General features: G+C 70.8%; 28 protein-coding genes and 1 pseudogene. 9 read left to right on the forward strand and 20 right to left on the reverse strand.

The annotated features are described in order from the left end of the window. Positions 1 to 13: 13 nt before the first annotated feature. The 3 genes from ITP53_RS31530 to ITP53_RS31540 are packed head-to-tail and all read right to left on the reverse strand — an operon-like array spanning position 14 to position 3,299. Positions 14 to 826, reverse strand: coding sequence for an ABC transporter permease (locus ITP53_RS31530; protein WP_195899107.1), 813 nt, complete (start codon positions 824 to 826; stop codon positions 14 to 16). Next, positions 823 to 1,788 carry an ABC transporter permease gene (locus tag ITP53_RS31535; RefSeq protein ID WP_195899108.1) on the reverse strand — a complete coding sequence of 322 codons (966 nt, stop codon included), beginning with the start codon at positions 1,786 to 1,788 and terminating at the stop codon, positions 823 to 825. The genes ITP53_RS31530 and ITP53_RS31535 overlap by 4 nt, the downstream gene beginning before the upstream one ends. Next, the gene (locus tag ITP53_RS31540; protein WP_195899109.1) at positions 1,788 to 3,299 is read right to left on the reverse strand and encodes an ABC transporter substrate-binding protein; all 1,512 of its coding nucleotides are present in this window, start codon (positions 3,297 to 3,299) and stop codon (positions 1,788 to 1,790) included. The genes ITP53_RS31535 and ITP53_RS31540 overlap by 1 nt, the downstream gene beginning before the upstream one ends. Positions 3,300 to 3,424: 125 nt before the next feature. Between ITP53_RS31540 and ITP53_RS31545 the strand changes: the two genes are divergently transcribed. Continuing rightward, positions 3,425 to 3,820, forward strand: coding sequence for a sulfotransferase (locus ITP53_RS31545; RefSeq protein ID WP_195899110.1), 396 nt, complete (start codon positions 3,425 to 3,427; stop codon positions 3,818 to 3,820). Positions 3,821 to 3,837: 17 nt separating this feature from the next. On the opposite strand, the gene ITP53_RS31550 is transcribed toward ITP53_RS31545, so the two are convergent. The 4 genes from ITP53_RS31550 to ITP53_RS31565 all read right to left on the reverse strand — a co-directional run bounded on the left by ITP53_RS31550 (position 3,838) and on the right by ITP53_RS31565 (position 7,024). Next, positions 3,838 to 5,433 carry an ATP-binding cassette domain-containing protein gene (locus ITP53_RS31550; protein ID WP_195899111.1) on the reverse strand — a complete coding sequence of 532 codons (1,596 nt, stop codon included), beginning with the start codon at positions 5,431 to 5,433 and terminating at the stop codon, positions 3,838 to 3,840. After that, positions 5,420 to 5,971, reverse strand: coding sequence for an oligopeptide/dipeptide ABC transporter ATP-binding protein (locus tag ITP53_RS31555; protein ID WP_195899112.1), 552 nt, complete (start codon positions 5,969 to 5,971; stop codon positions 5,420 to 5,422). The genes ITP53_RS31550 and ITP53_RS31555 overlap by 14 nt, the downstream gene beginning before the upstream one ends. Before the next feature lie 96 nt (positions 5,972 to 6,067). Further along, positions 6,068 to 6,268, reverse strand: a complete 201-nt coding sequence (locus ITP53_RS31560; protein ID WP_207756666.1) for an MmyB family transcriptional regulator — start codon at positions 6,266 to 6,268, stop codon at positions 6,068 to 6,070. A gap of 147 nt (positions 6,269 to 6,415) precedes the next feature. Beyond that, entirely contained in the window at positions 6,416 to 7,024 is a 609-nt protein-coding gene (locus ITP53_RS31565) for a TetR/AcrR family transcriptional regulator (protein ID WP_195899113.1), read from the reverse strand. A gap of 95 nt (positions 7,025 to 7,119) precedes the next feature. Here ITP53_RS31565 and ITP53_RS31570 point away from each other — a divergent pair, with 95 nt between their 5' ends. Both ITP53_RS31570 and ITP53_RS31575 read left to right on the forward strand, forming a co-directional pair. Then, positions 7,120 to 7,578, forward strand: a complete 459-nt coding sequence (locus ITP53_RS31570; protein WP_195899114.1) for a nuclear transport factor 2 family protein — start codon at positions 7,120 to 7,122, stop codon at positions 7,576 to 7,578. Further along, the gene (locus tag ITP53_RS31575) at positions 7,575 to 8,414 is read left to right on the forward strand and encodes an NmrA family NAD(P)-binding protein (RefSeq protein WP_195899115.1); all 840 of its coding nucleotides are present in this window, start codon (positions 7,575 to 7,577) and stop codon (positions 8,412 to 8,414) included. The genes ITP53_RS31570 and ITP53_RS31575 overlap by 4 nt, the downstream gene beginning before the upstream one ends. Positions 8,415 to 8,483: 69 nt before the next feature. Here ITP53_RS31575 and ITP53_RS61315 read toward each other — a convergent pair. Next, positions 8,484 to 8,600 (reverse strand): annotated as a pseudogene (locus tag ITP53_RS61315) (hypothetical protein); the annotation flags it as partial. Here ITP53_RS61315 and ITP53_RS31580 point away from each other — a divergent pair. Further along, positions 8,599 to 9,123, forward strand: a complete 525-nt coding sequence (locus tag ITP53_RS31580; RefSeq protein WP_195899135.1) for an SDR family oxidoreductase — start codon at positions 8,599 to 8,601, stop codon at positions 9,121 to 9,123. The pseudogene ITP53_RS61315 and the gene ITP53_RS31580 overlap by 2 nt on opposite strands. Before the next feature lie 29 nt (positions 9,124 to 9,152). Here ITP53_RS31580 and ITP53_RS31585 read toward each other — a convergent pair whose 3' ends face one another. Beyond that, positions 9,153 to 9,785, reverse strand: coding sequence for a LysE family translocator (locus tag ITP53_RS31585; protein WP_195899116.1), 633 nt, complete (start codon positions 9,783 to 9,785; stop codon positions 9,153 to 9,155). Positions 9,786 to 9,914: 129 nt separating this feature from the next. Next, complete coding sequence (locus ITP53_RS31590) at positions 9,915 to 10,460, reverse strand: GNAT family N-acetyltransferase (RefSeq protein WP_195899117.1); 546 nt, start codon at positions 10,458 to 10,460, stop codon at positions 9,915 to 9,917. A gap of 226 nt (positions 10,461 to 10,686) precedes the next feature. On the opposite strand from ITP53_RS31590, the gene ITP53_RS31595 reads away from it, so the two are divergent. After that, positions 10,687 to 11,181: a hypothetical protein gene (locus ITP53_RS31595; RefSeq protein WP_195899118.1), complete on the forward strand. Its 495-nt coding sequence runs from the start codon at positions 10,687 to 10,689 to the stop codon at positions 11,179 to 11,181. 5 nt (positions 11,182 to 11,186) lie between these two features. On the opposite strand, the gene ITP53_RS31600 is transcribed toward ITP53_RS31595, so the two are convergent. After that, entirely contained in the window at positions 11,187 to 11,861 is a 675-nt protein-coding gene (locus ITP53_RS31600; RefSeq protein ID WP_195899119.1) for a WD40/YVTN/BNR-like repeat-containing protein, read from the reverse strand. Positions 11,862 to 12,058: 197 nt separating this feature from the next. Between ITP53_RS31600 and ITP53_RS31605 the strand changes: the two genes are divergently transcribed. Further along, positions 12,059 to 12,670, forward strand: a complete 612-nt coding sequence (locus ITP53_RS31605) for a DUF1707 SHOCT-like domain-containing protein (RefSeq protein WP_195899120.1) — start codon at positions 12,059 to 12,061, stop codon at positions 12,668 to 12,670. 120 nt (positions 12,671 to 12,790) lie between these two features. Here ITP53_RS31605 and arfA read toward each other — a convergent pair whose 3' ends face one another. From arfA to ITP53_RS31650, 9 genes are all read right to left on the reverse strand, one after another. Further along, positions 12,791 to 14,248 carry an arabinosylfuranosidase ArfA gene (arfA, locus tag ITP53_RS31610; RefSeq protein ID WP_195899121.1) on the reverse strand — a complete coding sequence of 486 codons (1,458 nt, stop codon included), beginning with the start codon at positions 14,246 to 14,248 and terminating at the stop codon, positions 12,791 to 12,793. A gap of 2 nt (positions 14,249 to 14,250) precedes the next feature. Next, positions 14,251 to 16,455: a family 43 glycosylhydrolase gene (locus ITP53_RS31615; protein ID WP_195899122.1), complete on the reverse strand. Its 2,205-nt coding sequence runs from the start codon at positions 16,453 to 16,455 to the stop codon at positions 14,251 to 14,253. 3 nt (positions 16,456 to 16,458) lie between these two features. After that, positions 16,459 to 17,268: a carbohydrate ABC transporter permease gene (locus ITP53_RS31620; RefSeq protein WP_195899123.1), complete on the reverse strand. Its 810-nt coding sequence runs from the start codon at positions 17,266 to 17,268 to the stop codon at positions 16,459 to 16,461. Beyond that, a complete protein-coding gene (locus ITP53_RS31625; protein ID WP_195899124.1) occupies positions 17,265 to 18,197 on the reverse strand; it encodes a carbohydrate ABC transporter permease in 933 nt (310 codons plus the stop codon). Before ITP53_RS31625 ends, ITP53_RS31620 begins: the two co-directional genes overlap by 4 nt. Continuing rightward, positions 18,197 to 19,528: an ABC transporter substrate-binding protein gene (locus ITP53_RS31630; protein ID WP_195899125.1), complete on the reverse strand. Its 1,332-nt coding sequence runs from the start codon at positions 19,526 to 19,528 to the stop codon at positions 18,197 to 18,199. The genes ITP53_RS31625 and ITP53_RS31630 overlap by 1 nt, the downstream gene beginning before the upstream one ends. A 117-nt stretch (positions 19,529 to 19,645) precedes the next feature. Continuing rightward, positions 19,646 to 20,809, reverse strand: coding sequence for an acyl-CoA dehydrogenase family protein (locus ITP53_RS31635; protein ID WP_195899126.1), 1,164 nt, complete (start codon positions 20,807 to 20,809; stop codon positions 19,646 to 19,648). A 42-nt stretch (positions 20,810 to 20,851) separates the two neighbouring features. Continuing rightward, positions 20,852 to 21,295 carry a hypothetical protein gene (locus ITP53_RS31640; RefSeq protein ID WP_207756669.1) on the reverse strand — a complete coding sequence of 148 codons (444 nt, stop codon included), beginning with the start codon at positions 21,293 to 21,295 and terminating at the stop codon, positions 20,852 to 20,854. Positions 21,296 to 21,313: 18 nt separating this feature from the next. Further along, on the reverse strand, positions 21,314 to 21,877 hold the full coding sequence (locus tag ITP53_RS31645) for a TetR/AcrR family transcriptional regulator (protein WP_207756670.1): 564 nt from the start codon (positions 21,875 to 21,877) through the stop codon (positions 21,314 to 21,316). A gap of 94 nt (positions 21,878 to 21,971) precedes the next feature. Beyond that, positions 21,972 to 23,258, reverse strand: a complete 1,287-nt coding sequence (locus ITP53_RS31650) for an aminotransferase class V-fold PLP-dependent enzyme (RefSeq protein ID WP_195899128.1) — start codon at positions 23,256 to 23,258, stop codon at positions 21,972 to 21,974. An 18-nt stretch (positions 23,259 to 23,276) separates the two neighbouring features. Here ITP53_RS31650 and ITP53_RS31655 point away from each other — a divergent pair, with 18 nt between their 5' ends. From ITP53_RS31655 to ITP53_RS31665, 3 genes are all read left to right on the forward strand, one after another. Next, complete coding sequence (locus tag ITP53_RS31655) at positions 23,277 to 23,927, forward strand: hypothetical protein (protein WP_195899129.1); 651 nt, start codon at positions 23,277 to 23,279, stop codon at positions 23,925 to 23,927. Between the two features lie 90 nt (positions 23,928 to 24,017). Beyond that, a complete protein-coding gene (locus ITP53_RS31660) occupies positions 24,018 to 25,103 on the forward strand; it encodes a PLP-dependent cysteine synthase family protein (protein WP_195899130.1) in 1,086 nt (361 codons plus the stop codon). Continuing rightward, positions 25,100 to 26,335 carry an MFS transporter gene (locus ITP53_RS31665; RefSeq protein ID WP_195899131.1) on the forward strand — a complete coding sequence of 412 codons (1,236 nt, stop codon included), beginning with the start codon at positions 25,100 to 25,102 and terminating at the stop codon, positions 26,333 to 26,335. Before ITP53_RS31660 ends, ITP53_RS31665 begins: the two co-directional genes overlap by 4 nt. Positions 26,336 to 26,353 lie beyond the last annotated feature (18 nt).

Consider the following 26,353-nt stretch of genomic DNA (forward strand, 5'->3'; position numbering starts at 1 on the left):
GAGTCGGGTGGGGTCATCGGCTGGTCCGGCGGGTGGGGTCGGCGAGGTCGCGGAAGCCGTCGGCGACCAGGTTCACGCCCACGACGAGGACGACAAGGAGCACGCCAGGCGCGATGGCGCCGGTCGGCGACGTCAGCACCGTGGCCTGCGCCTCCTGCAGCAGCCGGCCCCACGAGGCGTTCGGCGGCGGCGGCCCGAGCCCGAGGTACGACAGCGACGCCTCCGCCAGCACCGCCAGCCCGAGTTGCAGGGCCAGGTTGACGAGCAGCGTCGGCCAGATGTTCGGCAGCACGTGCTCGGCCACGACGCGCGGCCACAAGGTGCCCGAGGTCCGCGAGGCCGTGATGTAGTCCTGCGCGAGCACCCGCTTGACCAGTACCCTCGTCAGCCGCGCCACGACGCCGGACATGGCCAGCCCGATCGCCAGCACCGCCGAGCCGAGCGACGCCTCGCGTGCCGCCACCACGAGCATGGCCAGCAGTAGCGTCGGGAACGCGATGAGGATGTCGAGCGCCGCCGACAGCGCGTCGTCCAGCCACTGGGTCGCGAACCCGGCGAGCAGCCCGCCCGCCACCCCGAGCACGCCGCCGAGCAGCACGGAGCCGATCCCGACCGTGAGCGCGATGCGGGCGCCCACCATGAGCTGCGTGACCAGGTCGCGGCCGAGCTTGTCGGTGCCCAGCAGGTGCTCGCCGCCCGGCGGCGCGAGCCGCCCGCCCGTGGTGTCGGCCGGATCGTACGGCAGCCAGACCAGCGACACGGCGGCCACCGCGAGGATCAACGCCACCAGCACGCACCCGATCACGAACGTCGGCCGGCCCCTCATGGGCGCCCGCCGCCGACGTGGGCCCGCAACCGCGGGTCGATCAGCCGCTGGACGAGGTCGGCCGCGAAGCCGATCACCAGCACCGCGAACGTGCTGACCACCAGTACACCCTGGATGACCGGATAGTCGTGCTCCGCGATGCCCTCGACCAGCATCGTGCCGAGGCCCGGCAGCGTGAACACGCTCTCCACGACCACCGCGCCGAGGAACGTCGTGGCCAGTTCGATGCCGAGGATCGAGATGACGGGGACGGCCGCGTTGCGCAGCCCGTGCCGCCACATCGCGCCGGCGAACGACGCGCCGAGCGCCCGCGCCGTACGCAGGTAGTCGCCGCCCAGCACGTCGAGGGTGGCCGAGCGGACGTAGCGGATGAGCGAGGCCGACATGACCAGCGCGATCGTGACGACCGGCAGCGCCAGCGAGGTCAGCGCCCTGACCGGGTCCGCCCAGTCCTGGCGCGGGAACCCGCCGGCGGGCAGCACCCGCAACCGCAGCGCGAACACGGTCACCAGCAACATCCCGATCCAGAACACAGGGACGGCGAGGCCGAGCTGCGAGATTCCGTTCAGCAGTGGCCCGTACCAGCGGTCCGAGCGCCAGGCGGCCACGAACCCGACCGGCAGCGCCACCGCCACCGCGAGCGCGAACGACAGCAGCGTCAGCGGCACGGTCACCACCAGCCGCGCCGCGATCTCCGGTCCGACGGGCAGTCTGCTGACGAACGACGTGCCGAGATCCAGCCTGGCCAGCCCCGCCAGCCAGGACCAGAACTGCTCAGGCAGCGGCAGATCCGAGCCGATCTGGCGGCGCGCCGCCGCCATCTGCTCCGGCGTGGCGCCGACCGACAGCAGCGCGTTCGCCGGGTCGCCGGGCAGCAGCCGCAGCAGCACGAACAGCAGCGCGGCCGCCGCCAGCAGCGAGCCGAGCAGGAACGCGGTACGGCGCAGCAGGTAGGGCGCCATCAGCCCTTCTTGATCCCGTACGCGTAGAACTGGGAGTTCAGGCCGTTGACCGGATAGCCGGACAGGTTCGAGGCGGCCACCACGATCTGCGGGTAGAGGTAGAGCCAGTCGCTGGCGGCGTCCTCGGCGATCCGCCGGTTGGCCTTCTTCAGCAGCTCGGTCTGCTCCGCGGCGCTCTTGGCCTGTTCGGCCCGCGTCACCCACTCGGCGACCTGCTCGTCGTCGTAGCCCCAGTAGAAGTCCGGGTCGCCGTACCAGACCACGTCGCGGTCGTTGACGTGCTCCTGCAGGGTGGCCGCGAAGTCGTGGTTCTTGTAGACCTTCGTGTACCACTCGTCGGCGGTGATGACGTTGACGTCGACCGTGATCCCGACCTTGGCCAGCTCGCCCTTGATGAACGTGGCGGCGGTCGGGTGCGGGTCGTAGTTGGGCGTGTCGAGCGTGAAGCGGAAGCCCTGGGCGTAACCGGCCTCGGCGAGCTGTTTCTTGGCCAGCTCGACGTCGTACGGGTTGAGCTTGGTCAGGTCCTCGTACCACGGGTCGGTAGGCGGCACCATCGATCCGATGAGGCTGCCGTGGCCGGCCCAGACCGACTCCAGCAGCTTGGCGTCGTCGATGGCCGACGAGACCGCCTTGCGCACCAGCGGCTGGTCGAACGGCGCCTTCCTGTCGTTGAAGGCGAGCAGCAGCTTGGTGGTGGAGTGGCCGTCGCTGATCTTGTAGTCCGGGTTGCCGGTGAACTGGCTGAGGGCGTCGGGGCTCTGCTGGCTGGTCACCACGTCGACCGCGCCGGTCAGCAGCGCGTTGTTCAGCGCCGTGGCGTCGGTGAAGTAGTGGAACACGACGCCGTTGTTCGCCGGCGGCGTGCCCCAGTAGCCGGGGAAGCGCTCCAGGCTGAGCGTGGAGCCGCGCTTCCAGGCCCCCAGCTGGTACGGCCCCGTGCCGTCCTCGCCGGTGGCCAGGTCCTTCGCGGCGGTGTTGACGATCCACACGTAGCTCAGGTTGTACACCAGCGAGATCGACCGGCTCGACAGCTTGACCACGACCGTGCCGTCGTCGGGGGCCTCGACCGACTCGATCGGCTTGAGATTGCTCTTGCGCGCCGACTGGGAGTCGCCGGCGATCACCTTCTCGATGCTGTTCTTCACGTCGGCGGAGGTCAGCGCCTTGCCGGAGTGGAACTTCACGCCCTGGCGGAGCTTGAAGGTGTAGGTCAGGCCGTCGTCGGAGACCTCGTGGCTCTCGGCCAGCAGGGGCTCCACTTTGCCCGCGTCGGTCAGCCTGAACAGGCCCTCGTACACGTTGCCGTTGAACGCCTCGGTCACGCCCTGGCCGCCGCCTGCGGTGTTGTCGAGGTTCTGGGGCTCGTACAGGGAGCCGACCTCGATCGTGGCCGCGGCGTCGGGGGTCCCTGACCCGCCGCCGCCCGGGGAGCTACCCTGGCCGGAGCCGCACGCGGCGAGGGCGAGAGCGAGCGCGGCCAGGACGCCGGCGAACTTGCTGGTCAACATAACTCCAGGGGAAAACAGTAGATTTAGTGGACTATACCGCCGCTTGTACGGATTCCCCGGATCGGGGCGACGGGATCGTGGGTGGTGTGCGGGTGAAGGGGTGGTGAGGACACAGCTTCCGCACCATGGTCACCATGCGGGTGGACTCGATGGACGCGGACAACCCCTTCCAGGTCCGGCTCGCCGGGCTCCAGCCGCTGCTGCGGTACATCGCCGCCGAGACCTTCGGCGACATAAGGCCGTTCCCCGACTATGTGCCGGACCGGGAGCCGGGCGTGGCGGCGTTCCGCAGGCACGTGGCCGCCGTCCGGGAGGGCCTGCCTGCGGGTCGCCTGCTGGTGTTCGACGTGCGTCAGGGCTGGGAGCCGCTGTGTGAGTTCCTCGGTGCGGATCCGCCCCGCGGCGAGCCGTTCCCCCGGCTCAACGACGCCGAGGCCGTCAGACGCCGGCTCGCCGAGCTGGATCGTCATCAGTCGTCATCAACGCCGAGCACGTCAGCGCCTTCCAGCGCACCGAGGTGAACAGGGCCGTGGCCGGGCTACAGGGCGGCCAGCGGCGCGACGGCGCGCATGCGCTCGAAGTTGGCCACGTACTGCCGGTAGAGGGTCCTGTCGTTGAGCCGGAGCAACGTCTCGTCGTTGCGCCGCAGGGACGTCTCGTTGTAGTTGTGGCTGCCGGTGAACACCCAGTGGGCGTCGCGGTCGCCGTCGTACGAGCCCTCGATCAGCAGGTACTTGGAGTGGACGCGGCCGGGCAGCGCGCCGCCGTCGCCCAGGGCGCGCACCTCGACGCGCGGTTCGGCCAGCAGCAGCCGCCTGACCTCGTCGTCCATGATCCCGTACACGATCCGGACGGTGCAGCCGCGGGCGGCCAGGTCGCGGAGCCTGGCCGGGACGGCGATGCGGTACGCGTCCCACTCCGACATGCCGGCCCTGATCGTGGTGCCGCCCGCGCAGGACACCTTGCCGAGCTGGTCGACGATGGGGTCACCGTCCGCCTTGGGGAAGAAGTGGGCGCGGGCGGCCCTGGTCTGGACGACCCGGTAGTAGTCGAGGTTCTTGCGTTCGGCGGCCAGGTCGGCGAAGTAGCCGGCGTAGGCGTCGTACAGGCGTTGGTCGCCGGGCAGGATGACGGCGTTGTTCCAGTACGTGGCGGAGTTGAGGTCGGTCAGGTTGGCCGACGACTGCACCACCACGTCGGAGGCGTCGCCGGTGCGGGAGAACAGGTAGAACTTGTTGTGCTGGCCCTTGTTCCCGACACACGCGGCGGTGCCGCCGGACGGCGGGCCGGTGCAGACGTGCACCCAGGAGCCGGCCGCCGTGTCGGTGCCCAGCGCGGCGGAGAGCTTCGTGGCGATGGCGGCGCCGCGCGTGTCGCCGTCCAGGACGACCCGCACGTCCACGTCCCGCTCGTGTGCCTTGATCAGCTCGTCGGCGAACTCCGTGCCCGCGGCGCCCGACATGACGAAGTGGGCGACCTGGATCCGTGCTCCCGCGGGGGTCTGCCTGACCAGACCGCAGATCGCGCGTACGAGCGCCGCCGGGTCCCCGCCCGCCGGGTCGTTGAAGACGGCGCGCGTGGTGACGTGCGCGGGGAGCATCCGGGGCCGCACGGCCAGGGCGCGGGCGATGCTGATGCGCTGCCTTTGCCCGCCGGAGAACTGGTGGGGGTGGCGTCCGGCGTGCTCGGGACGCAGGCCGACGCGGTCGAGCAGGGCGCGGACCTCCTCGTCCCATCGCTCGCGCGGCACCAGCCCCGGATGGATCCTCCAGGCCTCCTTGATCAGGGCGCCGACGGTCATACGGGGGTTCAGCGCGGCGTACGGGTCCTGGAAGACGAGCTGGATCTCCCTGCGCAGTCTGCGCAGCTCCCTGGCCGGCAGGGCGGCCAGGTCTCGGCCCTCGAACAGGACCCTGCCGCTGGAGGGGCGCACCAGGCCGACGATGGTCCGCGCGATCGTGGACTTGCCGCAGCCGGACTCCCCGACCAGGCCGACGGTCTCGCCCGCGCCGACGGTCAGGCTGACGCCGGCCACGGCGCGCACCTCACCGCCGGGCCGGCCGATCCCGGCCCGCAGACGGTAGCTGGTGACCAGGTCGGTCAGCTCCAGCAGCGGCTCATCACCGGTCGGCATGAGCGGTCACCTCCTCGGCGAAGTGGCAGGCGGTGGCCCGGCGGGGGCCGAGCACGCGCGGGGCGGGGTCGTCGGTGCGGCAGACGTCCCTGGCGAACGGGCAGCGCGGGTGGAAGGAGCAGCCGGCTGGCGGCTCCGTGAGGTCGGGCGGGTGGCCCTCGATCGCCTCCAGCGGGGCGCCGATGTCGCGGGGATCGGGCACGGCCCGCATCAGGCCCAGCGTGTACGGGTGTGCGGGCCGCTCGTACACCTCGGCCACGGTGCCGGTCTCGACGATGCGGCCGGCGTACATGATGGCCACCCGGTCGGCGGCGCGGGTGACCGCCAGCGCGATGATCACGTTCACCATGCTCGGGCCGAGCACGCCGGCCAGCAGGATGGCCAGCAGCAGGCTGGGGAAGGCGAGCTGGATGTCGCCGATCCTGGAGATGATCCCGTCGGGCCAGCCCCCGAAGTAGCCGGCGAGCAGCCCGAGCAGCAGCCCGGCGGTCCCGCCGACGAGCACGGTCACCAGGGCGACGGTCAGCGACGTGCGCATGCCGGCCACCACCTCGCTAACTTGTTACATCTGCGGATGTCAAGGGATCACCACGGCGAAAGTGGACATCTGACCGCGTCGGCGGTCGCGGTGTGGTCAGCCGGTGGGGAGTAGGTGACTCAGGGCGCGGGCGGAGGGGGTGCCCGGGTCCGCGGTGATGAAGACGACCTCCTGGTCGTCGTGGGGGACGGCGAGCACGTCGCAGTTGAGCCGCAGCCTGCCCAGCCGCGGATGGGTGACGGCCCCACCGGCGGATTCTTCTCCTGGGACGGGACCGCCGTGCCGTGGTAGCCACACGCGACGCTCACGGCACGTGCGGGCGCTCATCATCGCGGGCCGGATGCTCACGGCGCGGGCCGGGCGCTCACGGCGCGGCCTGGACGCTCGCGGTGCTGGCCGGATGCTCGCGGCGCGGGCCGGGCGGTCATCGTGGGGGCTGGATGCTCACGGCGCGGGCCGGGCGGCGAGTGCCCGGAGGATGTGGTCGGCGAGGTGGTCGAGGTAGCCGGGCTCGACGGGGGCCTGACGCACGGTCAGCCGCCAGTAGACGGGGGCGGCGGCCAGGTCGAGGGCGAGCTCGAGATCCAGGTCGGCGGGCAGCTCGCCGCGGTCGATGGCACGGCGCAGGGGGGCCGCGCCCATGGCCCGCCGCGGCTCGCCGATGGTGTCCCTGATCGCCGCCGCCAGCGCCGGATTGCGTACGGCCTCGGCGGTCAGGTCGGGGAGGATCTTGGCGAAGCGGGGATGGGTCAGCCAGTCGTGGACCGCGCGCAGGGTCGCCAGCAGATCCCCGCGCAGTGATCCTGTGTCGGGGACCTCGGCCAGCGGCACGCTGAACTTCGAGAGGACCGCGAGCACCATGTCCTGTTTCGACGGCCACCGCCGGTACAACGCGCTCTTGCCGACTCCCGCGCGCTTGGCCACGGCTTCCATCGACAGCCGGCCGTAGCCCTGCACGGCCAGCTCGTCCAGCACGGCCTCGGTGATGGCCGACGTGATCTGCGGTTGGAGTACGGCGGCACCGGTCGGGGCGCGCCGCGTGCGCTCGGTCATGCCTGACAGCTTACATTTGGACGGGACGGCCCCGTCCCGTCTATAGTCATGGACGGGACGGGGCCGTACCGTCCATTTCTGAAGGAGAGTGAGCCATGACCGAGCGCGCGAGGCGCACCGCCGCCGAGTTGTTCGCCGAGTCGCTGCGGCTGCTGCTGGCCAAGGACATGATCGGCTACGCCGGTCTGTGGGCCGTAGACGGCGTCATCGAGTTTCCCTTCGCCTCGGCCGGCTACCCCGCCAGGCTGGAGGGCCGCGCGGCCGTCGAGGACTACCTCCGTGACTACCCTGGCCTGCTGGACGTGCGCGAGATCACCGAGCGGACCGTGCACGAGACGACCGATCCCGATGTCGTCGTGGCCGAGTTCGAGGCGGCGGGCACGGTGGTGGCCACCGGCCGGGCGTACCGGATGCGTTACGTCGCGGTCGTCACCGCGCGCGACGGCGAGATCGTGCGCTACCTGGACTACTGGAGCCCGCTGGCCGGCGCGGAGCTGATGGGCGGCCTGGACGAGCTGACAGCCGCGTTCGCCGGTGCGGAGCCGAGGGCATGAGTGGTGTGCTGGTCGTCGGCGGCACCGGCACCACCGGGCGGCGGGTCGTCACCTCGCTGCGGGAGCGCGGGGCCGCCGTACGCGTCGCCACCAGGACACCCGCGGACGGCAACCCCGAGCACGTACGGTTCGACTGGGGCGCGCCGGACACGCACGGCCAGGCGATGGCCGGTGTGGACCGGATCTACCTGATCGCGCCGAACGGCGTGGCCGAGCCGGGGCCGCCGGTCGACCGGTTCCTGGCGGAGGCGCGGCGGGCCGGGGTGCGGCGCGTGGTGCTGCTCAGTTCGTCCGCGGTGCCCGAGGGCACTTCCGGGCTGGGCGCCCTGCCTGGCCTGGTCCGGGCGGCGATGCCGGAGTGGTGTGTGCTGCGGCCGTCCTGGTTCATGCAGAACTTCGTCGGCGAGCACCCGGTCGCCGCCGGTGTGCGGGAGCACGGGGAGATCGTCACGGCGACCGGGCGGGGGCGGGTCGGCTTCGTCGACGCCGGCGACATCGCCGAGGTCGCCGTCCGGGCCCTGCTGGATCCCGTTCCGCACAACACCGATCACGTGGTCACCGGTCCTGAAGCCCTCAGCTACGCCGAGGCCGCCGCCGTCATCAGCGGCGTCACCGGCAGGACCGTCCGGCACCGGGCCGTCAGCACCGCCGAGATGACCGCCAGGTTCGCCGCCACCGGTATGCCACCCGAGTACGCCGCTATGCTGGCCGGCCTGGACGAGGACATCCGGCACGGCGCCGAGGACCGCGTCTCCCCGGTCGTACCAACCGTCACCGGCCGCCCCGCCCGCTCCTTCACCGCGTTCGTGTCGGCCCACAGGAACGCCTTCACATAGCCGCGCCGAGATCGCCCAGACGTATCGCGCCAGGGCCGCGGGCGAGGTGGACTCCGGCAGGTCGCCCGCGGCGCGCGCTCGCTCGAAGCGTTCGGTCAATCCCGTCTCGGACGCGCGCCGTACCGCCGCCGGCTCCGCGCGGATCGGCTCGCTCTGCGTGCCGGTCGCCAGGGCGCTCTGGACCATGAGACAGCCGTCCGGCCCGTCCGGCGTCGTCGCGACGTCGACGGCGCCGCGCAGCAGGGTCTCGGCGACCGCCCGCGCCGTTGGCTGGTCGAGGGCCGAGGACGACCTGACGGCACAGGACAACCTGTACGACGTCAACCGGGCGGCCATCCGCGCCGCGGCGCAGGTGATCGGCGAGGACGGCCGGATCATCACGATCGGCTCCGGCCTGGCGGACCGTACCGGTTTTCCGGGGATGGCCGGCTACGCGGCGACCAAGGCCGCGATCGCCGGCTACAGCAGAGGGGCGGCGCGCGACCTGGGCCCGCGTGGCATCACGGTCAACGTCATTCAGCCGGGCGCGGTCGCGACCGACATGAATCCGCCGGAGGGCGACTTCGCGGACGCGCAACGAGCGCTGAAGGCCCTGGGCCGTTTCGGGCGCCCGGAGGAGATCGCCGCGGGCGTGGTCTTCCTCGCCGGCCCCGGCGCCTCGTTCATCACCGGCAGCGTACTCAACATCGACGGCGGCTACCTGGCCTGACCTTCGGTGGTGAACGGGGTTCGGTGGTGTCAGGCGGTGACGTCGTCCACGGCGAGGAGTCCCGCGAGGCTGAGGAAGCACACGCCACTGCCGAGGTCGATCTTCCTGAGCGTTCCAGCCGAGATGGCGGTGGCGCCGATCCCGCTGCCGACGGCGATGTAGCCGAAGCCGACGATGAGCTCGATGGCGAGATACGTCGCCCCCAGCAGGGCGATCTGCGTGCCGGCGGCCGTGCCCGACGCGCTGGTGAACTGGGGGAGCAGGGCCGCGAAGAGCAGCATCGCCTTCGGGTTGCTCAGCGCCACGACGAACTCGTTGACGACGAGCGGCCGCAGCCCCTGCCTGCCGGCCGCCGCCGGGGCGGCTGAGGCGATGGGCGCCCGCCAGGCGCGCCGCAGGCAGGAGATCCCGATCCAGGTCAGGTAGGCGACGCCCACCCACTTGATCAGGGCCAGCGCGGTGGCCGACGTCGCCAGCAGCGCGCCGAGTCCGACGACGACCAGACCGATCAGAACGACGAAGGCGGACAGCCTTCCCGCGATCCCGGCCAGCGCGTACGTCGTCCCGTGCCGTACGGCGTTGCTCAGCCCGAGGAGTTGGTTCGCCCCCGGGATGAGGGACACGAGAATGGCGGCAGGGATGAAGCCGACCCAGTCGATCATTGTTCTTGTACCTTCCTCCGAACGGCGGGGCCACCGTGGATCGGGCCGGGCCACGACCGTGGGTGGGACGCCGTGGCCGAGCCGGTCCGGTTCAGCGCCCAAAAGCACTCAAAGGCGTAAATGTCAGAATTATCCCTCTTCGAGGTGCTTGCGGTAGACCACCATGTCGCACGGCGTGGCCAGCAGCGGAGCCAGCGCAGGATAGGAGTCGTCGACGGCGTTGACGCCGGTCCTCTCGTAGCCGAGACGGGTGTACCAGCCGGCCAGGAACTCCTTCGACGGATGCGTCCAGGACCGGGGTGTCAGCAGTTCCAGCCGCATGACCCGGCGCCCGCTGTCGAGCGCGCGGCGTTCGGCGAAGGCGACCAGGTCACGTCCGATGCCCTGGCCACGGTGGGCAGGATCGGCGGTGAGCATGCCGAACTCGGCCGTGTGCTCATCGATGGGACGGATGCGGACACACCCCACGATGTGCTCTCCCAGGCAGGCGACCGCGATCTGGCCGGCCAGGGTCATCTCGGCGACCTCGGCGGCCGACGTACGGGTGGCGCCGGCCCGCCACAACCCCTTCTCCGCCTCCGCGTAGACCTCGTTGACCAGGTCGGACAGCCGGGTGAGTACGGCAGGCTCGGCGTGGGTGCCGGCCGGCGGCAGGGAGAGGCGGAAATCGTTCATGACCCCATTCTGGCGGCGTGTCGGAGATGGCCCGGCCCCCGGGGTTCGCGATGGATCGAGGTGTGACGGACGCCATCGGAGGCAACCGTCGCGCGCTGACGAGAATGCGGCAGGCGAGCGTCCAAACGGTGGCAAGGCGGATGAAAGTTGCGGATTACTTGCGACAAGTCATTTGCAATCAGCCCGCCGCATTCTTGGGCCATCGCCCCCAGAAAGGACCGATCCAATGACCATCACCCGTACCCTCGCCGCACTGGCCCTCACCGCCGCCACCGCCGCCACCAGCGTCGCCACCGCCGTCACCCTGGCCCCGGCCGCCCAGGCCGCGACGATCAGCGCCGCCACGACCTGGGGCCCGCACTACGCGCCGGGGCGCGCGGCCAAGGCCGTGGGCAGCCTGACCGCGACCGGCGAGGACCACGACGTCATCCCGACCGCCGACGTCGTGAGGGTCTCGGGCAAGGTCTACGACCACGCTCGCAGGTCTGGCATCTGCGGCTGGGCGGTCTTCCGCGTCACGTACCGCGACGCCACCGGCAACCTGCCGTTCAGGCACCACAGCGTCCGCGACTGCTCCTACCGCACGGCCAAGGAGTTCTCGTTCAAGTACCGCGACGTCTACCAGGTCGACCTCAAGGTCTGCGCCGCGGGCAGGACCGCCAAGCCGTCGCCGACCTGCCTGTACGCGGGCACCTGGAAGATCCTCTACCTGTCGAAGTGATCGGCTCAGACCTCCTCGGCCACCCCCAGGTACATCACCTTGGGGTTGGCCGGGTTGAACGTGATGGAATTCACCCGGTCGTACGCGTTGTGGGCGATGGTGACGCCGCCGCGCTGGGCGTCGTACTTGTAGATGTCCGTGCCGGTCGACGCCCACCCGGTTCCCCACACGAAATAGAGCACGCCGGGCTTCTTCGGGTGGGCGGCGAGCAGCGGCCCGTTGGGGATCGTGATCCCGTCACCCTGGTCCACGACGGGGGTGAAGTGCCGGCCCCCGTCGTCCGACCGGTAGATGTGCCGGCCGCCGGACGGCGCGCCCGCGTTCAGTTCCGCCAGGTCGAGCGCCATCGCGTACACGACCTGCGGCGCGGCCGGGGAGATCGCGGCGCTGAACACGTTGGCCCGCGTGCCGTCCACGCTCAGCCCGGTGGGCGCGGTCCAGGTGCGCCCGCCGTCGAAGGTGACACGGGCGCCGGTTCGCGAGCCGCCCAGCACCACGTGGTCCAGGTCGTACGGGTCGAACGCCGCGGTGTAGACCGTGAGCAGGTCGCTCTCCTCCCAGGCGGGCACCCCGATGGGCCTCCAGGTGCGCCCGCCGTCCACCGAGTCGTACAACCGGCCGTCGCCGTCGGACACCCGCAGGTGGTCGCCGTTGAGGCGATCCGTGCCGAGTCCGGCCACCTCGCCGGCCGGTGAGGTGAGCGGCGTGACGCACCCGTTTCCAGGCCGGGCTCCTCGCCGCCCGGCGCGGCTGGTGGGGCCCGGACGGATCGAGCGACCGGGAAAACGCCCGGACCCGGGCGGATTAATACCGGGAAATGACGAAATTTGAAGTTAAAATACAACGGGATTGTTGAGGCGGCAGAAGGGCATCGCTCATGTCGGACGATCCGAATCTCACAGTGAGGGCCTCTGACGCCGAACGCGATTCGGTGATGGACCATTTGAGCGAACACGCGGCGCAGGGCCGGCTCACGCTCGCGGAACTCGAAGAACGCATCGAGCGCGCTCACGTGGCCAGGACCACGGCGGAGCTCCAGTCGCTCACCAACGACCTGCCGGTCGGTCCCGCCCGCCCGGTGCGCAGGAAGGCGACCCGGTTCCTGGTGGCCGTGATGGGCGGCTTCCGCAAGGCGGGCCGCTGGCGGGCGGCGCCCAAGGTCAACGCGGTGGCCGTGATGGGCGGCGGCGACATCGACCTGCGTGGCGCCGAGCTCGACGGCGAACAGGTGACGCTGACCGCTGTCGCGGTCATGGGCGGCTTCGACATCTACGTGCCGGACAGCGTCGACGTCGAGGTCGTGGGGTTCTCCCTCATGGGCGGGCACGACCAGCGGGGCAGCCGCAGGCCGCCCCGGCCGGGCGCGCCGCTCGTCCGGGTGCGCGTCTTCGCCCTCATGGGCGGCGTGGACGTCTGGCGGGTCCCGGCCGAGCTCGACGCGGCGTCGCTGAAGGCGCTGAAGAAGGCGGCCAAGCAGCTCGAACGGTGATCACAAGTCGGTGATCTCGGCATAAAGCCGAGAAATACCGATTAACAATTGGCAAGAGCCGACATATTGCCAGGAGAGGTCCAGAGCCGGCGAGCCCTGGACCCTGTTTCACGTCCCTTTTCAGTCGTTCAGGATGACCGCCCAGGAGGCGGCGGGCAGCCGGGTCCTGAGCGTGTCGCCGTCCACCACCACGTCCAGCGGCTTCGGGGTCACCTCCACCCGGTGCGGGTCGTCGCCGGCCTCGATCACCAGGGCGCGCATGGGACCGGACAGTCCAGGCACCCGCGCCGAGAGGTCGAGCGCCTCGCCGGGCGACCTGTTCACGGCGAACACGGCCAGCGAGTCGCCGTCCGTGGTGGCCACCGCCGACAGCGCGGGCGCCTCGCCGTACCGGCCGGTCTCCAGCATGGGGGACTTGGGCTCGACCCGGAGTACGGTGCCGCGCGCGTGCTCGGCCGTCAGCGCGAACGGGTGGAAGATCGTCTGCCGCCACGCCACGCCGCCCGGCTCGGTGCGGATCGGAGCGATGATGTTGGCGAGCTGCGCCTGGCAGGCGATGCTCACCCGGTCGGCGTGCCGGAGCAGCGTGATCAGGAAGTCGCCGACCACGACCGCGTCCGCCGCGGTGTACGTGTCCTCGATGAGCCTGGGCGCCTCCTCGAAGGGGGCCTGCGCGATGCCCTTGAACTGGGAGAAGTTCCAGACGTTCCACTCGTCGAACGACAGGTTGATCTGCTTGCGCTTCCGCTGCTTGGCGGCGACGTGGTCGGCGGTGGCCACCACGCCGGAGATGAACCGGTCCATGTCCACCGCGCTGCACAGGAAGCCAGGCAGGTCGCCGTTCTCCTCGTAGTACGCGTGCATCGACAGGTAGTCGACCGCGTCGTAGGCGTGTTCGAGCACCGTGGCCTCCCACGAGCCGAACGTCGCCATCCCGCTGTTGGAGCTGCCGCAGAGCACCAGCTCGACCCGCGGGTCCACCAGCCGCATGGCCCTGGCCGTCTCGTTGGCCAGCCGCCCGTACTCCTCGGCGGACTTGTGCCCGATCTGCCAGGGCCCGTCCATCTCGTTGCCCAGGCACCACAGCCTGATGTCGTACGGCTGCGTCACCCCGTGCTTGATCCGCAGGTCGGACCACTGCGTCCCGCTGGGGTGGTTGGCGTACTCCAGCAGGTCGCAGGCCTCCTGGAGGCCGCGCGTGCCCAGGTTGACCGCCATCATCGGCTCCACCTGCGCGGCCTTGGTCCAGGTCATGAACTCGTTGAGCCCGAACTTGTTGGTCTCGATCTGCCGCCAGGCCAGGTCCAGCCTGGTCGGCCGGTCGGGACCCACGCCGTCCTCCCAGCGGTAGCCGGAGACGAAGTTCCCCCCGGGGTAGCGGACCACGCTCACGCCCATCTCACGGGCCAGTTCGAGCACGTCGGTCCTGAAGCCGTTCTCGTCGGCGGCCGGGTGACCTGGCTCGTAGATCCCGGTGTAGACGCAGCGGCCCATGTGCTCGACGAACGAGCCGAACAGGCGCCGGTTCACCGGCCCGATGGCGAAGTCGCGGTCCACGGTCAGTTGTGCTTGGGGCACAGTCAAGCTCCTTGATATATGCGTACGTAGTCGAAGTCGGCGTTGACCGGCGGCTGGGAGCCGCCATGGGCGATCAGGCCGATGCGTGGCGCGGCGTCCTCGCCGAACGTCCACACCCCGCCCCAGGTCCACGTCTTGCCGTCACGGCTGGACCCGGCGCGGAACTCGTGCTCGCCGGTGGCGGGATCGACTCGGTGGGCCAGCCGCAGCCAGGTCGTCGTCGCGGGCGCGCCGACGATGTTCCCGCCGTAGGACAGGCGGCCGGCGAAGGGCAGCTCCCTGCCGTACTCGACCTGGCGGGTGTTCCAGATCGCCACCTGGGACAGCCGGGCGAAGTCGTCGTCGGAGACGTAGGCGACCAGTCCCGCCTGCTGGTAGTTGCGTACGGTGTCCTCGCCCAGGTCGAGCGTCACCTTGGTCTCGACGATGTAGTCGCCGGGCGGCGGGGTGCGCAGCAGCACGCCCGCCTTGTTGCCGGTGCCGCTCAGGTCGCCGTCCTGCACCGGCCAGCGCAGCGCGCCGTCGCTCACCTTGGCGGCCGGGTCCTGGCGCACCCACTGCCACGCGTCGTCCAGCGTGTCGAACTCGTCGGAGTCGATCAGCCGGCCCGGCCGCGGCTGCGGCGCCATCCGGGTGACCGGCCGGAACAGCCGGGCCGCGCTGACGTTGTCGAACTCGGCCGCGCCCTGCGCGACCAGCCCGAACGCCCCCGACACCGGCACGCCCCGTGGCGCGTCGAGCGTGACCGTGGCCTGCGGGTCGCCGAGCCGCGCCGAGCCGACCTCGGCCGTGATCGTCCGGCCCTTGACGGTGACCGCGAGGTTGCGCCAGGTCGCCGCCCCTCCGGGCAACGCGGCGCGGCGGCTCGCCCGGCCGGCGGAAACGGTCAGCCCGTTCTCGGACACGGTCACGCTCGCCCGGCCGAGCCGCAGTCCCGCGGCCTTCCCTGTCAACCGGAGATCCGTCTCGACCCGCAGGTCCCCGCCCAGCGACCGCTCGGCCGTGAGGGTGGCCGTCCCGCCGCCGGCGTGGCGTACATATCCCTCATGTACGGCCCAGCCGCGGGCGTCGCGCCAGCCCGACAGGTCGCCGGAGAAGCCCTCGTCCACGAACCCGCTCGTCACCGGCCGCTCCCTGGACTCCTCGGAGGGCCCGGCGCCCGCGCGCACGACCGGCCAGCCGTCGATCCAGTCCAGCCGGTCGAGCAGCATGGGCCGCTCGTTGATCCCGTACGGCTCGTCCAGGAACGGGTCCGTGCGGTCGATCGCGTGGTAGAGCATCCAGTCCTGGCCCGACAGGTCGGTGAACTGGGCGTGGTGGCCGGTGCCGATCCACTTGTTCCCGTTCTGGTCGAGGACGGGGGTGCCGCCGGCGCGGGAGGCGAGCAGCGGCTGTCCCTCGCGGTCGAGGAACGGGCCGCGCGGGCTGGTCGCGCGTCCGGCCAGTACGGAGTAGCCGGTGGTCGGGCCCGCGCAGCAGTTGGCGGACGAGGCCAGCAGGTAGTAGTAGCCGTCGTGCCGTACGACGTAGGAGCCCTCGAACTTGTTGTCGACGGCCACCTGAGTCGGCTCGCCGACGACCTTCAGCCCGTCGGGGGCCAGCTCGGTCACCCACAAACCACCGAAAAATCCGCCGAAGTAGAGATATTTCCGGCCGTCGACGTCGGTGAACTGCGCCGGGTCGATCGTGTTCCAGTAGTCGCTGCCCGACGGCCGGGGCGCGACGAGCGGCGCGGACTGGTGCGTCCACGGGCCGGTCGGCGTGGGGGCGGTGGCCACGCCGATGGAGTAGTCCCACTGGTGGGGGGCGGTGGCCGTGTTGGTGACGGTGAAGTACATGACGTACCGGCCGTCGAGATAGCGGATGTCGGGCGCCCAGAGCAGGCTGCCCGGCGCGGCGTAGGGCGGCAGGTCGTCCGCGCCGAACGCGTCCCCGACGTAGGTCCAGTCGACCAGGTCGGTGGAGCGGGCGATGGGCAGCCGGTGGTGCTCGCCCTCGCCCTCGCGCAGCGGGTCGGAGGTGCCGTACGAGTACCAGTAGCCGTCGAGCCCGCGGATCACCGCCGGGTCGGCGAAGGTGTCGGCGAAGTCCTTCGACACCGGGTTGGTGACCACCCCGCCCGGTTCCGCCGCATCGGCGGCCGCGGATTCGGTGAGTGGGGCGGTGAGTAACGTGAGGAACAGCGCGGCGATCGCAGCGATGCGCATTTATCAGCCTTTCAGGCCGCTACGGGAGATGCCTTCGATGACGTAGCGCTGAGTCAGCGCGAACAGGATCAGCACGGGCACACTGGCCAGTGCCGCGCCCGCCATGATGACCGGGTAGTCGATCGTGTACTGCCCCTGGAGAATCGAGAGCCCGGGCGGCAGCGTGAAGTACTCCGGACTGAAGATCACGAAAATCGGCCAGATGAAGTCGTTCCAGTTGGCCAGGAAGCTCAGCACGGCCAGCGTCGCCAGCGCGGGCTTGGACAGCGGCAGCGTGATCCGCAGGAAGATGTGCCAGTGGTTGGCCCCCTCCACCCGCGCCGCCTCGTCCAGCTCACGCGGGAGGGCGAGGAAGAACTGCCGCAGGAAGAACACCCCGAACGCCCCTGCCGCGCCAGGGACGATCAGCACGGTGAGGCTGTCGAGCCAGCCCAGCTGGTCGACGATCAGGAACTGCGGGATGAGGAAGACGAACCCCGGCACCAGCAGCGTGCCCACGATCAGCGCGAACATCAGCCGCTTGCCCCGGAACTCCAGCCTGGCCAGCGCGTACGCGGCCAGCGAGCAGACCACCAGCACGAGCACCATGTGCAGGGTGGCGGCGATCAGGCTGTTGGCGAACCAGCGCAGCACCGGCGTCGAGGTGGTGCCCTCGAAGACAGTGGCGTAGGCGGCGGTCGTCGGCTCTTGAGGCACCAGCGTGGGCGGCAGCCTGGTGGCCTCCGGCTTGGTCTTCAGCGAGGTGCTGAGCGCCCACAGCAGCGGCCCGACGAAGACCAGCGCGAGCGCGACCAGCACGGTGTAGCGCCTCATGAGCGCCCCCTGAACACCCGGAAGTTGATCACGCTGATGAGGATCAGGACGAGCGTGAGCACGTAGCTCATCGCCGACGCGCTGCCCATCTTGTACTGGGTGAGCCCCTGGTCGAGGATGTACATGATCGCCGTTCTGGTCTCGCCGCCGGGCGCCCCGTCGGTGAGCAGGTAGGACTGGCCGAACATGTTGGCCGAGGCCAGGATCGTCGTGGTCACCACGAACAACATCACGGGCCGCAGACCGGGCAGCGTCACGTTCCTGAACTCCGCCCAGCGGTTCGCGCCGTCGACCTTGGCGGCGTCGTACAGTTCGCGCGGGATGTCCTGCAGCCCCGCCAGGTAGATCACGCCGTTGAAGCCGAGCGTCCACCAGACGGTGACCCCGACCAGCGCGACCCATCCGGCGGGCAGCGACGTGGTCCAGGCGACCTGGGAGCCCAGGATCCAGTTGACGACGCCCAGGTTCGGGTCGAGCAGCAGCCGCCACATCAGGCAGACCACCGCGACACCCAGCACGTACGGCGCGAAGAACAGGCCGCGGAAGAACGTCCTGCCGCGGAAGCGCCGGTTGAGCAGCAACGCCAGCCCCAGCGGCAGCACCACCAGGAACGGCACGCTGAACAGCGTGAAGATGCCGGTGGCCCGCATCGCCATCCAGAAGTCGGCGTACACCGCCGAGGCCGGATCGAACAACGCGATGTAGTTGTCCAGCCCCACGAACGGCTTGCCCTCGAGCAGGAAGTCCCAGTCGTGCAGGCTCACCCAGATCCCGGTGATCGCGGGCGCCAGCATGAACACGCAGAAGAGCAGCAGATAAGGCGCCAGAAAGAGATAGGGGGTGGCTTTCCCTGACCGAGGCACGGCGGCCCCGGGCCCGGTGGCCTCCGGCTCGGCCTTGGGCCTGGCCTTGGTGATGTGCGAGACCATCAGGCGCCGTACTTCTTCCGGTTCGCTTCGAGGATCTTGTCCGCCTTCGCGGCGGCCTCGACGAGGGCGTCCTTGGGGCTCTTCCTGAGCAGGATCGCCGCGTTGACGGCCTGGTCCATGGCGGCCGCGGCGTCACCGATGCCCGCCACCGACGGCGGGAAGTACAGGTCGTCGATCTGGGTGCCGATCGCGGCCTGCTCCTTGAGCGCCTGGAACTCGGCGCTCTCCCTGATGGACTTGCGCGCGGGGACCTGGCCGGCCTTGGCCCACTCCAGCGAGTGGTTGCTGATCCAGTTGATGAACACCTTGGCCGCGGCCAGTTTGTTGTCGTCGGCCGTGCGCTGCTTGAAGACGACGAACTGGTGCGAGCCCGCCCAGGCGGCGGGCTGGGAGCCGATCTGGGGCAGCGCCGCCACGCCCCACTCCAGGTCCTTGAACTCGCGCAGCGTGTTGATGGACCAGATGCCGTTCCAGTTGAAGGCCGTCTTGCCCTGCTGCAGGGCGATGAAGTCGGTGTCCTGGCCGACGTTCTTCGGGCTGTAGCCCTTGTTGACCAGCTCGACCAGCCAGGTCAGCGCCGTCACGCCGGGCTCCTCGGCGAAGCGGGAGACGCTGGCGTCGTCGGCGAAGGCCTGTCCGCCGTGCTGGTAGAGCAGGCTGCCGAACTGCTGGCTGCCGGTGAACGGGAACGGCGACGCCCAGTGGCCCTGGATGCCGGCCTTCTTCAGCTCTTCGAGCGCGGCCATGTACTCGTCGCCGGTCGTCGGCGGTTTCTCGGGGTCGAGCCCGGCCTTGCTGAGGACGGTCTTGTTGTAGAACATCCCGAGCGGGTGCACGTCGAGCGGGATGGAGTAGCGGGCGCCCTTGTAGACGCCGGCCTGCCAGACGGGCGGGGAGAAGTCGGCCTCGGTCAGGTTCAGTGCCTTGGCCACGTCGTCGAGCGGCAGCACCACCTGGCGGGCGGCGTTGGTGGCGACGCTGTCGACGTGCATGATCCCGAGGTCGGGACCCTGGCCGGCGGCTACGGCGCCGGGGACCTTGGTGTAGTAGTCGGCCCACTGGTACACGTTCATGTTGATCTTGATGTTCGGGTTCTCGCCGCTGAACTGCTCGATGAGCTTCTTCATGACAGGGCCGTCACCGCCGGTGAAGCCGTTCCAGAAGGCGAGCGTGACGGCAGGCCCGGTGTACGTGGTGGGCGCCGCCGTGGCCTGCGCCCCTGTCTGGGTGGCGGCCTGCCTGGGACCGCCACCTCCGCCGCAGCCGGCCAGAGCCAGCGCGCCGACGCCGAGACCGAGCACGTGCCGCCGCGTGAGGTTGTTCGTGGACATGCGAATCACTCTCCTGCCCATGTGGTAATGAGCCTTTTTATATCGTTGTTTTCAACGATGTAAATAGGGCGGGAGCAGTTCGTTACATCGTTGTAAAGACGCGACGGGCAATCCTCGCTACTCCAGCGCGAAGAGCACCCAGGACTGGTCAGGAGCGAGGCCGGCCAGCTCGCGACCGCACTCATGAAGCACCTGCGGGCCCGAGGTGATGTGCGCGGTGCCGGCGTGGACGTCCCTGAACAGCCGCTGGATCAGCCCGTCGCGCAGCGCCGACGTGCCGCCCGACGCGTAGACGAACCTGGCCACCTCGGCGACCGTCGACGTGACGTGGTTGAGCGCGAGCCGCACCATCGTCTCCTGCCGTACGTCGAGCCGCCGGCCCGCGTCCAGGGTGCGTTCCACGTCCTCCCACGTCTCGTGCACCAGGGCCGTCGCCGCGCGGAGCTGCGCCTCGGCGCGGGCGAAACCGGCGTGGAAGGCGTCGCTGCCGGCGATCTGGCCGGGCCGCCCGGCCCGCGCCCCCGCGTGCCGGATCAGCTCGTCCAGCAGCCGGCGGCCGGTGCCGATCGCCCAGCCGGAGTGGCAGATCAGCGCCTGGTCGAGCACCCCGAGCCGGTAGATCGCGCCGCCGCGCGACGGCTCGTTCTCGGTGAAGAGGTGCGTATACGACTCCGGTACGAAGGCGCCGTCGATGGCGTAGTCGATGCTGCCTGTCGCGCGCAGGCCCAGGACGTCCCAGTTGCCGAGCATCTTGACGTCCTCGATCGGGGTGATGAAGATCCGGACCTCGTCGGTGCCCTCGACGGCGGCCAGGCTGTGGGCGTACTGGGCGTGCGGCATGCCCGACGCGAAGCTCCACTGGCCGCTCAGCCGGAAACCGCCGTCCTCGCGTACGGCGGTCCCGGGCCGGGTGCCCTGGCCGGCGAAGAGCGGCGTCCGCGGGCCCGTGAAGATCTGCTCGACGGCGTCGTCGCCCAGGTAGGCACCGCCCGTTCCGTTCTCCAGAGTGGTGGCCATGACCACCCAGCCCGTCGAGGGGTCGGCGTACGAGAGCTCCTCGAAGACGGCGAGGAGCTCCCTGGGGGACAGTTCGGCGCCGCCGAGCGGCGCGGGGATCCATATGCCGAAGAGCCCGGCCTCGTGCAGGGCGGCCACGACGGGGGCGGTGAGCCTGCCCGCCGCCTCGGCCGCGGCCGCCTCGCTCTCGATCAGCGGGCGCAGCTCGCGGGCCCGGTCCAGCAGGGTGGTGCCGGCGGTGTGCAGTCGCGACGTGTCGCTCATGTCCAGGTGCTCCTGTTCCTGATCGTCGGCGCTTCTCCTCCGTCAGATCACGCGAACGGCACGTTGTCCAGAGCTGATCCCCCGCGGCGTCATTCCGGCGTCATTCCGGTGGGCGTAGCCCCCAGCCTTCGGCGAGGATGGGCCGTCCCGCCACCAGGGCGCGCAGGTCTTCCCCGCCCACTCGAACCGGGCGGGGAAGCCGGCCAGCGTCTCCGCGGCCATGTCTTCTGGAGTGGTGCGCACCCAGGTCACGTCGGGATCGGGCGGCGCGGGAGACTCGCCGAGCCGGACGCGGCGGGCGATCCGGCGGTCGTCGTGGCCGCGGGCGTCGTGGTAGTCGTAGTGGTAGGCGGTCAGCCCGTACCGGGTGGCCAGCAGCCGGGCGACGGTGGACTTCCCTGCCCACTGGCCGCCGCCGATCCACAGGGCCCGGCGCAACGTGCCGAACGGATCCCAGACCTGCTCGCCGGTGTCATCGCGGGCCATCGTGTCGCTTCCTCCTGATCACTGGGGGGCTTTGCCGGTGAGGTAGCGCTGCAGGGCCGGGGCGAGCCAGGCGGTGAGCTCGTCGGGCCCGGCGGAGACCAGCGTGTCGACGCGCACCGCGTAGCGGGCGACGGCCAGCCCGACAAGGTGGGCGGCGGCCAGCCCCGCCCGCAGCTCCGGGTGGTCCATGCCGAGCGAGCGCGTGACCCGGCCGAGCAACTCCTCGGCCAGGAACTCGCGGACCAGCGCCGCGGCGGGCTCGCTGGTGGCGGCGGAGCGCAGCAGGCCGAGGAGCGGGCCAGGCCGCTCCACCTCGCCCAGCACGCCGAGAACGTATCCGGCCAGCCGCTCGCCCAGCCTGCCCCTGGGGCCGTCGAGCAGCAGGGCGACCGCCTCCTCCGGCTGGAACACCGACGCGACCACGGCGCGGAAGAGTTGCTCCTTGCCGCCGAAGAAGCGGCGCACCAGCGCCGGGTCCACCCCGGCGGCCGCGGCCACCTGGCGCATGCTCGTGCCCTCGTAGCCGAGGGAGGTGAACGAGGCGGCGGCTGCCGCCACGATCTGACCCCTCGTGTTGGACATCCCCGGCCGACGACCTGTCCGCTGCATCATCCCTCCTCACGAAAGACCATATTTCCTCGTGCGGAGACTTCAAGTCCTCAAGTGAGGACTTACGTCAGGCGCGCATGCGGCGGGCGATGCCGGGCAGCGCCTTGGCCAGCCGGTCCACGTCGTCCGACGAGTTGAACAGGGCCGGCGTCACGCGGACGCAGTCGCCGCGGGCCACGCCGCCGCGGCGGACGGTGAAGATCTGGTGATTGTTCATCAGCTCGTCGGCGATGGCCAGGTTGTCGGCCTCGGTGGTGCGGCCGGTCACGCGGAACGCGGTGATGGCGCCGTACATGGCCGGGTCCTCGGGGGTGAGGATCTCCAGGTTGCCGATGTCGCGTACCTGGTGCACCCAGCGGTCGCGCAGGTAGCGCAGGCGGGCCTGCTTGACCGTGGCGCCGAGGGTGAGGTGGTAGTCCAGCGCGGTGCCGACGGTGAGGATCGGGGCGACATCCATGGTGCCGGAGTGCACGCGGGAGCGGATGTCGGCGGCCGGATACGTCTCGTCCGCGAACATCATGTCGATGTCGGGCAGGCGGCCCTCGCGGATGTAGAGGAACCCGGACCCCAGCGGCGCGCCCATCCACTTGTGCAGGGAGAACACCGCGAAATCGGCGCCGAGGTCGTCGATGGTGAAGTCGAGCTGCCCCCAGGAGTGGGCGGCGTCGACGATCACGTCCACGCCCTGCCGCCGGGCCATGGCGACGATCTCCCGCACAGGCACGACCAGGCCGGTGCGGTTGTTCATGTGGCTGAGCAGCAGCAGCTTGACCTTGGGGTGCTCGCGCAGCGCGCGGTCGTAGGCGTCGAGCACCGCCTGGCGGGCCGGGGGCTCGGGGATGTCGATCCGCACGACGCTGACGCCGCGCCGCTTCGGGAGCCAGTTCATGACGTACTGGGCGCTGTGGTAGTCCAGGTCGGCGTACATGACCGCGTCTCCGGGGCGCAGCCGGTTGTAGCCGGCGATCAGGTTCTGCAGCGCCTCGGTGCCGCCCCGGGTGAGGGCGATCTCGTTCCTCGACGCGCCGAGCACGCCGGCGACGCGGTCGCGGATCTCGTCGGCCCGCGCCTTGTACGTGGTGCGCAGCAGATGGGAGTTCTGCTCGTTGAGCTGGTCGACATTGCGGTGGTACGCCAGCCGGACCGGCTCCGGCATGATGCCGTAATAGCCGTTCTCCAGGTTGACGAACGCCGGCGACACCCGGAACTGCTGCGCGATCGTGGCCCAGAAGCGTTCGTCGCGGGCGAGCAGTGCCAGGCCCGCGCCGCGCGGAGACACCGCCGCCGCGGGCGTCGGGAAACCGGCCGCCAGGGCGCCGAGGCCGATGAGGATGCTGCGTCTGGACAGGGTCATGGATAACTCCCCCTTTTCATGAACGGGATTACCGATATTCACCGGACCGATGGATTGTCAGTCTGGCGGACATGTCCGCGGCGCCCGTATTTCTTCGCCGGCGTCGGCGTGGCGTACGAGAAACGCCACGTCATCGATGGGCACCCACGCCCGCCCGCCTCTTTCGACGCCCCCGATGAAGGAACGTTCTTTGCTGGAACCTTTGGATTCGCTGGGCACGCCCCGCCGGAGCGCGGGCATTATCACCCGGTGATGCCCGCGACCCGATCACCTCGCCTTCGCCGCCCGGCCGCCCCGGCCGCCTGGCGACGGGTCGCGGGCGCCTGTCTCGCGCTCGTCATGGTCATCACCGTGCTGTTCGCGAATGGGTGCGCCTGCGCGGCCGTGGAGCTGTCCGAGCAGGTCGCGTACAGCGCCGGCGAGGCCGCGGGCCCGCCCCCCGCCAGGCACGACGCGAGGTGCCTGCGCCAGGAACTGCCGGTGAGGCACAAGCACGGCACCGAACAGAACTGTTCGGCGATCAGCCCCGCGGGCGCGTCGACGTTCCTCGTGCCGGCGACCGTGTGCCTTTCCTCGGCACCGGCGCCCGCCGGATCAGCGTCGATATCGGCGCACGCGGCGCGGCCCGCCGCGACCGAACTCGAAAATCTCTGTGTGCTGCGCATATAGGACCCCGGCCGTTGCCGTCGTCCATTTTCCGCAGGCCGCGCGGTAAGTGCGCCTTACCGTGCGCCGCGTCATTCACTTCGGGGATTCACCATGTCATCGCAAGCAACTTTCGCGCGCCCACAGGACACTCTCAGCACCGGATACTCATCGCTTTCTCTCGCGGTCGGGAACACGCCGCTCGCGTTCATTTCCGAGCCTTTCGTGCCGGGCGGCCGTGGGTTCTGGGCCAAACTCGAGGGCTTCAACCCGGGCGGCATCAAGGACCGTCCTGCCCTGCACATGGTCCGCCGGGCCCGCGCCAGGGGCGACCTGCGGCCAGGCGCCACGATCGTCGAGTCGACCAGCGGCACCCTGGGGCTCGGCCTGGCCCTGGCCGGCATCGCGTTCGGCCATCCGGTCGTGCTGGTGGGCGATCCCGGCATGGAGCCGCTCATGCGACGGCTGCTGGCCTGCTACGGCGCGCGGCTGGACATCGTGGACGAGCCCCACCCGGTGGGCGGCTGGCAGCAGGCCCGCCGGGACCGGGTACGCCACCTGCTGGCGGAGATCCCCGGCTCGTACTGCCCCGACCAGTACAACAACCCCGACAACGTCGACGGCTACGCCGGGCTGGCACACGAGTTGCTGGCCGCGCTGCCGCACATCGACGTGCTGGTGTGCTCGGTCGGCACCGGCGGGCACAGCGCCGGCATCGCCAAGGTCCTGCGCCGCCACTTTCCCGCCCTGCGGCTGGTCGGCGTCGACACCGTCGGCTCGGCCATCTTCGGCCAGCCCGCCGGGCCGCGGCTCATGCGCGGGCTGGGCTCCAGCATCCACCCGGGCAACGTCGACTACGACGCCTTCAGCGAGGTGCACTGGGTCAACGCCGCCGAGGCGGTGTGGGCCTGCCGCACCCTGGCGGCCAGGCACTACCTCTCCGGCGGCTGGAGCACCGGCGCCGCCACGCTGGTGGCCCGCTGGCTGGCCCGTACGGGGGAGGACGTCGTAGCGATCTTCCCCGACGGGCCGTGGCGGTACTGGAACACCATCTTCGACGACGACTACTGCCGCGCGCACGACCTCCTCGGCACGGTTCCCGCCGCCGAACCCGAGCCGCTGGCCGTACCCACAGAACGCGTGGTCCGCCGCTGGACCCGCTGCGTCGACGTCGCGGACCCGCTGGCGGGCAGGCGATGACCGGCACGCTGCGGCAGTTCCGCTCCTTCGACCGGCCGATCCAGGTCCTGCAGATCAACCAGGCGGGCATCAACCTCGGCTTCTACATGCTCATGCCGTACCTCGCCCAGCACCTCGCGGACGGCGCCGGGCTGGCCGTCTGGACGATCGGTCTCGTCCTGGGCCTGCGGAACCTGAGCCAGCAGGGCATGTTCCTGGTCGGCGGCACACTGGCCGACCGGCTCGGGTACAAGCCGATGATCATGCTGGGCTGCTCGCTGCGCACGGCCGGGTTCGCCCTGTTCGGGCTGAGCACCTCACTGCCCGTGCTGCTCGTGGCGGCGGCCGTGACGGGCTTCGCGGGCGCGCTGTTCAATCCCGCCGCCCGCGCCTATCTGGCCGGCGCGGCGGGGGAGCGCAAGGTCGCGGCCTTCGCCGTGTTCAACGTGTTCTACCAGGGCGGCATCCTGCTCGGTCCGCTCGTCGGCCTGGCCCTGCTGAACAGCGGTTTCACCACCGTGTGCCTGGTGGCGGCGGCCGTCTTCGCGGTGCTGACCGTGCTGCAGGGCCTCTGTCTTCCCGCGCGGTCCGGCGCGGCGGCGGGCGCAGACCGGCCGGTGCTGCGCGACTGGCGTCAGGCGTTCGGCGATCGGGACTTCGTCTCCTTCGCCGCGGCGATGATCGCCTCCTACGCGTTGTCGTACCAGATGTATCTCGCCCTGCCCCTGCAGGTGCAGCGGGTCGGGGGCGGGGACGCCGGGGTGATGGCGCTGTACGCGATCTCGGCGCTGCTCGGCATCGCCGGCCAGGTACGCGTGACCTCGTGGTGCGCCGGCCGGTGGAGCCGCGGCCGGGCGATCAGCCGGGGCCTGGCGCTCATGGGAGTCGCCTTCCTGCCGCCCGCCGCCGCGGCGCATCTGCTCCTGCCGACGCCATGGGCGATGCTGCCGGTGATCGCCTGCACGGTCCTGCTCACGGCCGGCACGCTGGTCGCCTTCCCATTCGAGATGGCCACGATCGCCGACATGGCCGGAGATCGCCTGATCGGCACCTACTACGGCCTGTACAACCTGTTGTCCGGCATCGGCATCCTGGCCGGCAACCTGCTGTCGGGTGCCCTGGTGGACGTCGGCCGTACCTCCGGTCTGGGCGGCCTGCCCTGGCTGCTGATGGCCGCCGCGGGGCTCGCCTCCGCCGCGGCCGTCGGGCGGCTGGAACGGCGCGGCCGGCTCGCGCCGGCCACCGCCTCCTGAACCGGGCCGGCGCTCAGG

The sequence above is a fragment of the Nonomuraea cypriaca genome (assembly GCF_015645445.1).
GTDB classification, from domain to species: Bacteria; Actinomycetota; Actinomycetes; order Streptosporangiales; family Streptosporangiaceae; genus Nonomuraea; species Nonomuraea cypriaca.

Coding starts and splice junctions, on each gene's coding strand:
- ITP53_RS31555 (WP_195899112.1), bottom strand. CDS start 5,971: ATGCGCACGTCGCTGACCGTCGCCCTGGTGACCGTGCTCGTCGGCGGG.
- ITP53_RS31620 (WP_195899123.1), bottom strand. CDS start 17,268: ATGAGGCGCTACACCGTGCTGGTCGCGCTCGCGCTGGTCTTCGTCGGG.
- ITP53_RS31660 (WP_195899130.1), top strand. CDS start 24,018: ATGTCATCGCAAGCAACTTTCGCGCGCCCACAGGACACTCTCAGCACC.
- ITP53_RS31575 (WP_195899115.1), top strand. CDS start 7,575: ATGAGTGGTGTGCTGGTCGTCGGCGGCACCGGCACCACCGGGCGGCGG.
- ITP53_RS31530 (WP_195899107.1), bottom strand. CDS start 826: ATGAGGGGCCGGCCGACGTTCGTGATCGGGTGCGTGCTGGTGGCGTTG.
- ITP53_RS31665 (WP_195899131.1), top strand. CDS start 25,100: ATGACCGGCACGCTGCGGCAGTTCCGCTCCTTCGACCGGCCGATCCAG.
- ITP53_RS31605 (WP_195899120.1), top strand. CDS start 12,059: ATGTCGGACGATCCGAATCTCACAGTGAGGGCCTCTGACGCCGAACGC.
- ITP53_RS31595 (WP_195899118.1), top strand. CDS start 10,687: ATGACCATCACCCGTACCCTCGCCGCACTGGCCCTCACCGCCGCCACC.
- ITP53_RS31645 (WP_207756670.1), bottom strand. CDS start 21,877: ATGTCCAACACGAGGGGTCAGATCGTGGCGGCAGCCGCCGCCTCGTTC.
- ITP53_RS31650 (WP_195899128.1), bottom strand. CDS start 23,258: ATGACCCTGTCCAGACGCAGCATCCTCATCGGCCTCGGCGCCCTGGCG.
- ITP53_RS31630 (WP_195899125.1), bottom strand. CDS start 19,528: ATGTCCACGAACAACCTCACGCGGCGGCACGTGCTCGGTCTCGGCGTC.
- ITP53_RS31640 (WP_207756669.1), bottom strand. CDS start 21,295: ATGGCCCGCGATGACACCGGCGAGCAGGTCTGGGATCCGTTCGGCACG.
- ITP53_RS31535 (WP_195899108.1), bottom strand. CDS start 1,788: ATGGCGCCCTACCTGCTGCGCCGTACCGCGTTCCTGCTCGGCTCGCTG.
- ITP53_RS31545 (WP_195899110.1), top strand. CDS start 3,425: ATGGTCACCATGCGGGTGGACTCGATGGACGCGGACAACCCCTTCCAG.
- ITP53_RS31550 (WP_195899111.1), bottom strand. CDS start 5,433: ATGCCGACCGGTGATGAGCCGCTGCTGGAGCTGACCGACCTGGTCACC.
- ITP53_RS31625 (WP_195899124.1), bottom strand. CDS start 18,197: ATGGTCTCGCACATCACCAAGGCCAGGCCCAAGGCCGAGCCGGAGGCC.
- ITP53_RS31570 (WP_195899114.1), top strand. CDS start 7,120: ATGACCGAGCGCGCGAGGCGCACCGCCGCCGAGTTGTTCGCCGAGTCG.
- ITP53_RS31590 (WP_195899117.1), bottom strand. CDS start 10,460: ATGAACGATTTCCGCCTCTCCCTGCCGCCGGCCGGCACCCACGCCGAG.
- ITP53_RS31615 (WP_195899122.1), bottom strand. CDS start 16,455: ATGCGCATCGCTGCGATCGCCGCGCTGTTCCTCACGTTACTCACCGCC.
- ITP53_RS31585 (WP_195899116.1), bottom strand. CDS start 9,785: ATGATCGACTGGGTCGGCTTCATCCCTGCCGCCATTCTCGTGTCCCTC.
- ITP53_RS31565 (WP_195899113.1), bottom strand. CDS start 7,024: ATGACCGAGCGCACGCGGCGCGCCCCGACCGGTGCCGCCGTACTCCAA.
- ITP53_RS31540 (WP_195899109.1), bottom strand. CDS start 3,299: ATGTTGACCAGCAAGTTCGCCGGCGTCCTGGCCGCGCTCGCTCTCGCC.
- ITP53_RS31635 (WP_195899126.1), bottom strand. CDS start 20,809: ATGAGCGACACGTCGCGACTGCACACCGCCGGCACCACCCTGCTGGAC.
- ITP53_RS31655 (WP_195899129.1), top strand. CDS start 23,277: ATGAACGGGATTACCGATATTCACCGGACCGATGGATTGTCAGTCTGG.
- ITP53_RS31580 (WP_195899135.1), top strand. CDS start 8,599: ATGAGACAGCCGTCCGGCCCGTCCGGCGTCGTCGCGACGTCGACGGCG.